Consider the following 11,050-nt stretch of genomic DNA (forward strand, 5'->3'; position numbering starts at 1 on the left):
CCCCTCACCCCACCTTCGCCGAGCCGGTGGGCGCCGGGTGCCTGGAGACCGAAGGCGCCGGGGCACCCCCCGCGTTCTGGGCGGATCCGGAACCGCCCTCCCCTGACGCGGAGTCGGGCGCCGCCGCCGACCCCGACGCACTCGGCGAGGCCGCCGGCCGCCCGCCCTGACCCGCCTGCACCGTCGCCTCCGCCGCCGTGCGGTCGAGCACCGGCCCGCGTGGCAGCGCCGCCAGCACGCTCCCCGGCAGTGCCGTCGCCGTGCCGCCGCCGACGCCCAGGTCCTGCGCGGCGGAGGAGTCGCCGAGCGGGTAGGCGACGCCCTGGTCGGTGATGAGCCAGGTCTGCGGGTTCGACGCCTGCTGTGCCAACTGCCCCTGGTCGACGGCGTACACACCGTGCGAGGGCGGTACGAGGACCGGGTCGGCGCCGGTCGCCGCCGCGCCGCCCTCGACCGCCACCTCGGCGGTCAGCCGGGTGCCCTGTGAGGACTCGCGCAGGCACACGGCCCGCGTGGCCGTGTCGACCGCCGGGACGTTCAGGACGTCCGGCAACGCGGTGGTCAGCGACTGGTCGTCCGAGACGCGGGCGGCGGCGATGTCGGAGACCGACACCTGACGCGGCGCGGGGGCGCCGTGCTGCGCCGCGAGCAGTGCCGCCTCCGTGGCGCTGACCGGGGCCACACCGGCCGACGTCATCACGTAGGAGCGCTTGGCCCCCGCCGCCGACGTGGTGAACAACTGGCCGACGGTGGACGCCTGTCCGCCGACCTGTCCGGCCGACTTGCCCGCGTCTTCGATCCGCGCCGCGGCTAGCGCGGTCCCGGTCGGCACTCCGGCGAGCCAGGCGGCGGGCGCGGCGATGGAACGGTCGGCGTCGAGCCCCAGGGCGATCAGCGTGGAGTCCGACGGCACCGGGTACTTCGTGCCTTGCCACAGCACGTACCGCGTGCCGTCCGGCGCGGCCAGCAACGCCTGCTCGCCGGAGGGGAAGGCCGCGGCCCGGCCGCCCGGCGCGAAGTCGAAGACCTGACCCGACGCCAGGTCGGGGCGCAGGCAGTCGGTCCACGACGGCGCCAGCAGGTTCGCCGCCGTCGGCACGGAGTCGGGGGCGCCGTCGATCCCGACCGGCGTGCCGGTCGGCACGTCGGCGAGCGCCTTCGACGTGACGGTGCGCACGGCCGCGCCCTTGCCGGTGAGCAGCAGCGCGGAGGCGTAGTTGCGCACCGGGCGCAGCTCGCCGCCGAGGTAGAGGTAGCGGTTGCCGGTCTCCTTCTCCACGATGATCGAACCCGGTTGCCGCCAGGCCGCGGTGGTCACCGGCGACAGCTTCCCGTAGATGAGGAACCCGACGCTCAGCAGGACGACGATGCCCGCGCCGAAGAAGGTGCCCAGGGCGGCCCGCTTGGTCGGGCTGTCGCCGCGGCCGGGGTCGCCGGTGACGAGAGCGGTGGCGAGGCGGCCCATGGCGAACTGGTACGCCTGCATGTGATCGCGTCGTGTCTGCACGGTCCGTGTCTCCCTCTGCCTCGGTCAGCTCGTCAGGGAGCGGAAGGCGGAGTAGGCGTGCAGGGCTTGCAGGAGCAGCGGCAGCAGGGCGATGGCCGTGATGGTCTCCAGCAGGTCGCCGCTGTGTCCCCACACCGGCAGCAGCCGCCCGGTCGGCAGACGCCACGCGGCGGCCAGCACGGCGGCCACGGCCGCGAGCAGCACGACCACCACGGCGAGCCGCGCCCCGGTGCCGAGCGGCGCGAAACGGGCGAGCGCGACGGTGAGCAGGCCGAGCGCGCCGGCCACGACCATCGGGACGCGCTGCGCGGAGCGGTTGAGGCCGCGTGAACGCAGCAGGACGGCGCCGGCGAAGACCAGGGGCAGCAGCCAGCCGATCCACCCGCTCTCGCGCGTCATGTACCAGAATCCGGCCACGTACACGAGCGCGGAGGAGACGCTGAGGGTGTCCAGGTAGGCGCTGGCGGCCTCGACCTGCGCCTGGATCCGCTCGCCCGAGCCGGGCTCGATGTCCTCCTGCAACTCCTCGGCGTTGTGCGGCAGTCGGGGCACCCGCAGCCGCGACATGCGCAGCGTCAGCCGCGGTCCGAAGTGTCCGAGCACGAACATCGCGACGGCCACACACGTCACGGCCTGCGCGCCGTGCCATCCGGTGGCCCGCATCAGCCCGGTGCCGACGGCGGCGGCCAGCGCGGTGAGCAGGACGGTGCCGGGGACCACCAGCGGCAGCGGACGCAACGCCAGGAGTACGGCGGCCAGGACGACGACGCACACCGCCGCCGCCAGCACACCGGGCAGGCCCGGCGCGTAGCCCCCGTGCGGTCCGTGCCGGTACGCGAGTCCGGCCAGCGCGCCGAACGCGATCGATCCGAGGCCGGCCACCAGTACCGTGCCCCGGTCCGCGTCCAGTCGTGCCGCCGCCACGCACCCGGCGCCCAGCGCGACGGCGATCACCCCGGCACCGACCGCGGTCCCCGTGCCGGGGCCGAAGCCCAGCAGCGCGGCGGCCAGCGCGGGCATCGCCAGGACGGCCATCGCCAGCGCGAGACCCCGCGTCAGGCGGGGCGTCCAGCGGCCAGGCAACGCGTCGACGGCCTGGGCGACGCCATCGGCGACGTCGTCGAAGTGCAGGGCGGGCAACGGCTCCTCGGCGGGCCGCAGATGCAGGACGTCACCGTGGCGCAGCCCCAGCGTCGCGGGGGTGCCGTCGGCGTCCAGCGGGTCCTCGCCGAGCCGTTGCAGCACCCAGGGCGTTCCGCGTTCGGCGGGGTCCTTGGTCACGTGCCGGGCCAGCACCGGGAGCAGCGCGGAGACCGGGGTGCCCAAGGGGATCGCGAGATCCGCCCGCCCGGCCGGTCCCACGACCGTGACCCGGCACACCTCCGAGGTCGACGCGGCGACCGCATGTGCCGTGGTCATCGAATGGCTCCTGGGGTGCGGTGGTTCGGCGGGGACGGGAGGGGGCACGGTGCGCCGCCGTGAGCGAACGGGGAGCGGCGTGGCCGCATCATGCGGGTCACGGCGTCACCAGGCCCGTCTGCACGAGCTTGACCGAGCGGCGGGTGACGAGTTGCGCGCGGCCCTGGGGGAGGGTGCGCGGCTTGGCCTCGCCGAGGAACTTGCCCTCCTCCTTGGGATAGGAGAAGAGCAGCGCGGGGTTGCCGAGTTCCCACAGGCGGCGCAGGACGGGGTCCATCATGGCGCGGATGGCGCCGGAGGTGCTGCGGGCGACGACGAGGTGCATGCCGATGTGCAGGCCCTGGGCGAGGAGGGGGACCAGAGGTGCCATCGGCGAGGGCGCTCCGGGAGTACCGGAGAACAGGTCGTAGTCGTCGATCAGGACGAACAGCAGCGGTCCTTCCCACCAGTCGCGGCGGGCCAGCTGCTCGGGGCTGATGTCCGGGCCCGGGACGCGCTTGCCCACCGACACCGCGGCGTTGTTGGCGAGTTGGGTGAGCGCGTCGCTGTCGACCACGTAGCCGACGCGGTATTCCTCGGGCACGGACTTGAGCAGTCCTCGACCGGGGTCGGCGACCATGATCCGAGCCTGGTCGGGCGTGTAACGGGTGGTGATGGAGCGGATCATCAGCCGCAGCGCGTTGGTCTTGCCGGTCTCGCCGTCGCCGAAGACCATCAGGTGCGGATTGGTGGAGAAGTCGTGCCAGGCGGGTTCGAGGCGCTGCTCGTCCCAGCCGACGCATACCCGCAGATCACCCTCGGCGGCGGGGAGCTGGGCGGCGGGCAGGCGAGTGGGCAGGAGGCGGACGCCGGGCGCGGGCTGGCCGGTCCAGAAGGTGTCGATCTCCGCGACAGCGGCCTTGGTGGCGGCGGTCAGGTCACCGGTCTCGCTGGAGCTGTCGAGGCGGGGGAGCGCGGACAGGAAGTGGTGTCCGCTCGCGGTCAGGCCGCGGCCGGGTTGGTGGGGGACGGCGGCGGCGACGCGGGAGCCGACTTCGGATTCCATGGAATCGCCGAGGCGCAGTTCGAGTTTGGTGCCGAGCAGGTCGCGCAGGCGGGGGCGGATCTCGGACCAGCGGACGGCGGAGCCGATGATGTGCAGGCCGAAGGACAGGCCGCGGGCGGCCATGTCGATGACGCGGGGTTCGAGGTCTTCGTAGTCCTGGCGCAGGGTGCCCCAGCCGTCGACGACGAGGAAGACGTCGCCGTAGGGATCGTCGATCTCACCGGAGGCCTTCAGGGCACGGTAGGCGGTCATGGACTCCAGGCCGCGCGAGGTGAACTCCTCCTCCCGCTTCTCCAGGAGTTGGGTGAGTTCGGCGATGGTGCGCAGGACGCGGTCGCGCTCCAGACGGGTGGCGACGGAACCGACGTGGGGCAGGCCCGCGGTGGACACCAGGCCGCCACCGCCGAAGTCGAGGCAGTAGAACTGCACTTCTTCTGGGGTGTGGGTGAGGGCGAGGGAGAGCATGAGGGTGCGCAGGGTGGTGGATTTGCCGGTCTGGGGTGCGCCGACCAGGCCGATGTGGCCGTCGGCGCCGGACAGGTCGGCGACCAGCAGCTCGCGCAGTTGCTCGTAGGGGCGGTCCACGATGCCCAGCGGCACCTTGAGGGAGGCCAGGGCGGGATGCCCGGTGGCGCTCATGCCACGCACGGGGTCCGGGATGATGCCGGGCAGGAGCTGGTCGAGGCTGGGGGACTCGGTCAGCGGCGGCAGCCACACCTGCCGGGCCGGCGGACCACTGTCCTCCAGCCGCCCGATCAGCACCTCCAACAGGCTCTCCTCACCCTGCTGTTCGACACCTGCCGTGGGCTTCTCCGGCTCGCGTTCGGCGGCCCGCAACGACTGCCCGGCCAGCTCCGCGAGGCTCTCGTCGGCGCGCTCGGACAGCAGCGCGCCCTGCTGCTCCAGGCCGAAGACGGTGATCTCCTGGCTCGCCCTGGCCTGTTCGGCGCTCTGCTCGGCCTCGGACGGCGGCTCGGGCGCGGCGCCTGAGACGTAGGCGGCCTTGAACCGCACGAGGTTGGTGGTGTCGACCTTCAGGTAGCCGTTGCCCGGCGCGGACGGCAGCTCGTAGGCGCTGGAGACACCGATGACGCTGCGCGACTCCATCGAGGAGAACGTGCGCAGGGCGATGCGGTACGACAGGTGGCCTTCGACCTTGTGGATGCGGCTTTCGTCGAGACGCTGCGAGGCCAGCAGCAGGTGCACCCCGAGCGAGCGTCCCAACCGTCCGATGGAGACGAACAGGTCCACGAACTCGGGCTTGCTGGCGAGGAGTTCGGAGAATTCGTCGACGATGATGAGGAGTGAGGGCAGCGGGGTGAGGTTCGTGCCCGCCCCGCGTGCCTTCTCGTAGTCGTAGAGGCTGGAGTAGCCGGATTCGCGCAGGAGTTCCTGGCGGCGGATCATCTCGCCGTTGATGGAGTCGCGCATGCGGTCCACGAGGTGGATCTCGTCGGCGAGGTTGGTGATGACGGCGGAGGTGTGCGGCAGGCGGTCCATGCCGAGGAAGGTCGCGCCGCCCTTGAAGTCGACCAGGACCATGTTGAGGACTTCGGAGGAGTGGGTGGCGACCAGGCCCAGGACGAGGGTGCGCAGCAGCTCGCTCTTGCCGGAGCCGGTGGCGCCGATGAGCAGGCCGTGCGGTCCCATGCCGCCCTGCGCGGACTCCTTGATGTCCAGCTCGACGACCTCACCCTCCTCCGTCACACCCAGAGGGACCAGCAGGCGTGCGGACTGTGCCTGCCGGGGACGCCACTTCGCGGCCACGTCGAACGTGCGCGGATCACGGATACCCAGCAGCGCGGTCAGGTCGAAGTCCGACTCCAGCGGACGGTCCACCAGATCGACGCTTCCGCTGGTGCGCATCGGCGCGAGGGTGCGCGCGAGGGTGTCGGCCCGGGTGGGGCTGAGCGCGTCGGCTCGTGCGGAGACGGTGCTGTCGCCGGAGGGGAATTCGACGTGGCCGTCGCGGGTGGCCAGGCGCAGGACCTTCGGGCCGCCGGTCATGGCACCGGTGGCGTCCAGCAGGACCACGTTGCGCAAGCCACCGTGCAGCAGGCGTGAGGTGTCCGGCAGCCGCAACCCCTGCGCGATCACCACGACGAACGGCTCGGCCACACTCGCCGACGCCTCCGGGTCGTGATCAGGCCGGTCCCGCACGTCCGACCCGAGCAGATCCATCAACGCGTCGTGGTCGTCGGCCGCCAGCCGCACCGGGCCCGCCTCGTCCTCCTCCTTGGGATGAGCGTTGTGCGGAAGCCACTTCAGCCAGTCCCACTCCTCGCGCGCGGACGCGTTGCCCAGCAGGGCGATGCGCAGCTCGTCGGGGGAGTGGAACACCGCCAACTGCGCGATCATCGCGCGTAGCAGGCCGAGCGCGGCCTCGCCCTCACCGGCGAACTCCACACTGGTGAAACGCCGCAACGCCACCGGAATGGGAAGTCGTGGCACGGTCTGGTGCGCCTTGGTGAACCGGCGCAGCGAGATCGCGGTCAGCGGCTCCAGATCCTCCACCGGCTTCGTCTGCGGCGGGATGAACTCCAACGCCGCACGCCGCGTGCCCAGACCGATCCGCACCCGCCCGAAGTCCTCATGCCCCGGACGCCGTTCCCACAACCGGCCCCCCATCGCCAGCGCCCACAGGTCCGCCGGATCGGGGTTGTCCCACAGCAACGCCGCACGCTGCTGCTCCGCCGCGGCCCGCGCCTGACGCCGCTTCTGCGCCAGGTACCGCAGATAGTCGCGGCGTTCGGCACGCATCCTGCGCCGCCGCTCACCACCGGCCCGCCCGATCTGCGTCAACGTCATGCTGACCATGGCGATGCCCATCATCCCCGACATCATGTACGTCGTCGGACCGGCACTGCGCATGGAGAACATCAGCACCATGGCACCCGTGCCCAGCCCCATGGGCAGATACATCAACGCCGACCCGAAATCAGCGTTCGCCGGCTCTCCCAGAACCGGCGGCTCCGCCAACTCGACCTGTCCCTCGGGGAGCTGGGGCCCCTCGAGGCGCGGTGAGCGCTTGGCCACCACGGTGCTCAATGCGTGAACCTCTCTGACGGGCGCATGTCACACGGCTCCTTTGTCGATCGTAGCCGTATCAACTGGTGATGTTGGGTTCAACTGATGAAGACGGTGACTCCCCCGGTGTGGTGACGATACGCCTGAACGGCTCGTACCCGGTGAACAGTCGTTGAACTCGTGAATGTCATTTGAGTAAACCCTGCCTGGACGTTGACCTCTTGTTGCCTGCGGGAGCGTTGTCGCCTCGCCGTCGACCGGGTCGAACGCCGCTCGCTCAACCGCCGTCCGAACGGCCCGGGTTGACATCCTGTGGACCGGAATGCGCCGTGCGGTGGGTTCGCCGGATGTCGGACGGTTCGCGCGGTGGTGGGGCCGTGGCTGTCGGCGCGTTCGGGCGCCGGTGCACGTGGTGCGTGGTCGCCATGCCACCCCTCCCGACGGGCGTGCGGTGTTCCGAGGCCGGAATCCGCTCCTACCGCTGCGTACTGTCACTTTGAGCCGCGCCAAATCGGAACGCAACCCCTCACGCGAGGGCTTGCGTGTCCCTGTCGTCCCTGCCGCCTCACGGTACAACCGTTGGCACGTTCGTCCAACGCCCGGGTCCATATCTCCCCTGTTGAGGGGCTTGCCGGAGGGGCTGTCGCCGTAACTCAAATTAGGATCAACACCGTTGACGTGCCATCGGTGACAGCCGGGCGGCAGGCGCGTTCGGCGACGGCTCGGCGCGGAGCGCTCTCCGAAATTGACGATGTGTCAGCTCGCCGCTGTCGCCGACATGTGTCCGGAATCACCATGGCGAACGGATCGTCGGCGGACCGATCCGGCCCGGCGGCGGTCAGTCGCGGGCCACGCCCGGCTCCCGTGCCGGCAGGCCGCGCAGCAGCGTGTCGAGGAAGAGCTCGAAGCGCGGGGCGGCGTCGCCGAGGTCGAGCGGATTCTCGTGGACGGCGAGCCAGCTGACCACGGAGGTGATGAAGATGTACCAGCTCTGTTCGGCCAGTTCGGGGCTCACGCCGGCCTCGGTGAACGCGGTGACGACCTCCCCCCGCATCCGTTCGAAAGGGTGGGTGGCGTGGCGGTGCGGACGTGAGGTGCGGGTGGCGTAGCCGGGCACCGCGAGGAACCGGTCGTGCATGGCCCACGCCACCCGCGCCAGCCAGTCCCGCCAGTGCCGTCCGTCCGGGCCCTGAGGCGGCAGGACGCGCTCGACCATGACCTCGCTGACCAGGTCGAAGAGCTGGTCGCGATTCCTGACCCAGCGGTAGAGCGCGCTGTGGCTGACCCCCAGGCGCCCGGCCAGTTCGCGCATCGTCAGCTCGTCGAGGTTCCCGGTCGACAGGGCGGCCTCGACGATCCGCTCGCGGCTGAGCTGCGCGGGGCGTCCCGGGCGGGGTCGGTGTGTCGCGGCATCGGCCATGGCCGGACTCTACGAGACCGCCGCCCCGGCATCCCGCTGGCCGGAAGTCGCCCCCGGGTGAGAACCGTCACGCCGACATTAGTGACCGCTGGTTACTAACTCGGCTACGGTCGCGGTACGCCTTCTGAGCGTTCGACCTTCCGAGGAGTGCCATGGAACCGTTCGAGCCCACGACTCCCTCCGGTGGCCGCATCGCGGCCGTCCCGCCCGAGGGCACCACGCTGCTGCTGAGCGACGACGAGGTACGCGAGGCGTGCGACATGCCCGCGGTCATCGACGCCGTGGAAGCGGCACTCGGCGACGCCCCCGGCCCCGCGCTGGCGCTGCCGCCACGCTCCAACCTGGAGGTCGGGGACACCTTCTTCCGGGTGCTGCCCGCCATCCTGGGCCGCGCCGGGGTGCTCGGGCTGAAGATGCTCCACGGGTCGTTCGAACGCGGCGTGCGGTACCTGCTCGTGCTGTGCGACCTCGGCAGCGGTGAGGTCGTCGCGGTGCTCGACGCCGCCCATCTGACCGGGGTGCGCACCGGTGCCACGGCCGGGGTGGCGACGCGTCACCTGGCCCGTCAGGACGCCACCGCCGCGGGCGTCATCGGCGCGGGGTTCGAGGCGGAGACCAACCTGACGGCGGTCGCCGCCGTACGCGACCTGCGCACGGTGAAGGTGTACAGCCCGCGGCAGGCACGGCGAGAGGCGTTCGCCGCACGCATGAGCACCCGGCTCGGCGTCGAGGTCGTCGCGGTCGGCTCCCCCGAGGAGGCGGTCGCCGCGACGGACGTCATCGTCGTGGCGACCAACACCGGGCACGGCGGACCGGTCGCGCTGCGCGGAGAATGGATCGAGCCGGGACAGCACATCGTGTCGATCGGCTCCACGACGCCCGCCGTCCGCGAACTCGACACCGGCGTCCTGGCCCGGGCCGACACCGTGGTCCTCGACGTGGACGCCGCCACCGTCGCCCGGGAGTCGGGCGACGTCATCGCCTGGCACGCGCTCGACGCGGCGGCGGCCACGGCGGCGCCCACGCTGACCGCCGTGCTGAACAAGGAGGCACCGGGCCGCCGCGACGACCAGGACATCACGGTCTTCAAGTCGATCGGCGCCGCCAGCCAGGACCTCGCCGCGGCTGTCGCCGTGTGCGGCCGGGCCCGCGCGCTCGGCATCGGCACGAGGACCGACGGCCTCGCCTCGCTCCGCACGTTCTGAGCGCGGGCTGCTGGACCGGGTGGGGCCGCGGGGTCATCCTGTGGAGGCGGTGCGCCCGCATCGCCCATGAGCCCGGCGCAGACAGGTGACCCCGCATGAGCGAGAGCCCCACCCCGCCCGGGGAGCGCGACGCCGACGGGCCGGACACCGGCGCGCCGGACGGGGACGGGCGGTGGCTGACCAAGGGCGTCGCGGGCGTCGGCCTCGCCAGCTTCTTCAGCGACTCCGGGCACGAGATCGCCACCGCCGCGCTGCCCGGGTTCCTCAGCTCCACCCTGCACGCGGGGGCCGGGGTGCTCGGCGTGATCGAAGGGCTCAGCGACGCGCTGACCGGCCTGACCAAGCTCGCCGGAGGCCCGCTCGCCGACCGGCCCCGGCGGCGGGCCGCACTGGCCCGCGGCGGCTACCTGGTGACCGCGCTGGCCACCGGCGCCATCGGCGCGGCCACCGCGGTCTGGCAGGTCGCCGTGCTGCGGGCGCTCGCCTGGGGATCGCGCGGCGTGCGCTCGCCCTCCCGGGACGCGCTGCTCGCCTCGCTCGCCCCGCGCCACGCCTACGGCCGGGCGTTCGGCGTGGAGCGGGCGGGCGACAACCTCGGCGCGGTCGCGGGACCGCTGCTCGCCGCGCTGCTGGTCTCGTTGATCGGCGTCCGGCACGCCATGTACTGCGCGGCCGGGCCCGGACTGCTGGCGGCCGTCTCGATCACCTTCGCCGCCCGGGAGGCACGCCGCACCTACGCCGACGCGGACAACCGGGCCCGGGTCCGCTACGACGTCGCCGCGCTGCGCCGCGCCGGGATCGCCCGGCCGCTCGTGCCGATCGCCATGTTCGAGATGGGCAACGCCGCCACCACCCTGCTGATCCTGCGGGCCACCGAACTGCTGCACACCGGAACGCGGTCCGCGACGGCCGCCGCGTCCCTGGCGATCGTCGTCTACGCCGCGCACAACGCCTTCGCCGCACTCGTCGCCTACCTCGCGGGACACTGGCTGGACCGCGCGGGTCCCCGGCCCGTCTTCGTCACCGGCGCGGTCTGCTACGTCGCCGGATACGGCCTGTTCGCGGCCGGACCGCACGGCTGGCCCGCGCTGCTGGCCGCGTTCGTGCTCGCCGGCTGCGGCATCGGCTGCGCGGAGCCCTCGGAGTCCTCCCTGCTGGCCTGGATGCTGCCGGACGCGATGCGCGGCAGCGGGTTCGGCGTGCTCGGCGCCGTCCAGGCCGTCGGCGACCTCGCGTCCTCCGCCGCGGTGGGCCTCGCCTGGAGCCTGTTCGGGCCGGCCGTCGGATTCGGCTACGCGGCGGCGTGGATGCTGGCGTCGGCCGCGACGGGCCTGGGACCGTGGCTGCGCACGCGGGACACACGCGCCTGAGGTCACGGCGGGCCGCCACCCGCCCCCCCCGCGGGCCCCGGGGGGGGGGCCCCAGGT

At 72.7% G+C, this 11,050-nt stretch carries 6 protein-coding genes; 2 read left to right on the forward strand and 4 right to left on the reverse strand.

Features of this window, described 5'->3' with window-relative positions; all coding sequences use genetic code 11:
• Positions 1-4: 4 nt before the first annotated feature.
• The 4 genes from eccB to K7472_RS29130 all read right to left on the reverse strand — a co-directional run bounded on the left by eccB (position 5) and on the right by K7472_RS29130 (position 8,418).
• Entirely contained in the window at positions 5-1,507 is a 1,503-nt protein-coding gene (eccB, locus tag K7472_RS29115) for a type VII secretion protein EccB (protein ID WP_222981685.1), read from the reverse strand.
• Between the two features lie 24 nt (positions 1,508-1,531).
• Positions 1,532-2,926, reverse strand: coding sequence for a type VII secretion integral membrane protein EccD (gene eccD, locus K7472_RS29120; RefSeq protein WP_222981686.1), 1,395 nt, complete (start codon positions 2,924-2,926; stop codon positions 1,532-1,534).
• Positions 2,927-3,023: 97 nt separating this feature from the next.
• Positions 3,024-7,019 (reverse strand): type VII secretion protein EccCa, encoded by a 3,996-nt coding sequence (gene eccCa, locus K7472_RS29125; RefSeq protein ID WP_222981687.1) that lies wholly within the window; start codon positions 7,017-7,019, stop codon positions 3,024-3,026.
• Positions 7,020-7,836: 817 nt separating this feature from the next.
• On the reverse strand, positions 7,837-8,418 hold the full coding sequence (locus K7472_RS29130; RefSeq protein ID WP_222981688.1) for a TetR/AcrR family transcriptional regulator: 582 nt from the start codon (positions 8,416-8,418) through the stop codon (positions 7,837-7,839).
• Between the two features lie 152 nt (positions 8,419-8,570).
• On the opposite strand from K7472_RS29130, the gene K7472_RS29135 reads away from it, so the two are divergent.
• Together K7472_RS29135 and K7472_RS29140 are read left to right on the forward strand one after the other, a co-directional pair.
• The gene (locus K7472_RS29135; protein ID WP_222981689.1) at positions 8,571-9,623 is read left to right on the forward strand and encodes an ornithine cyclodeaminase family protein; all 1,053 of its coding nucleotides are present in this window, start codon (positions 8,571-8,573) and stop codon (positions 9,621-9,623) included.
• A gap of 95 nt (positions 9,624-9,718) precedes the next feature.
• Complete coding sequence (locus K7472_RS29140; RefSeq protein WP_222981690.1) at positions 9,719-10,993, forward strand: MFS transporter; 1,275 nt, start codon at positions 9,719-9,721, stop codon at positions 10,991-10,993.
• Positions 10,994-11,050: the final 57 nt, after the last annotated feature.

Source organism: Streptantibioticus parmotrematis (assembly GCF_019890615.1).
Taxonomy (GTDB): domain Bacteria; phylum Actinomycetota; class Actinomycetes; order Streptomycetales; family Streptomycetaceae; genus Streptantibioticus_D; species Streptantibioticus_D parmotrematis.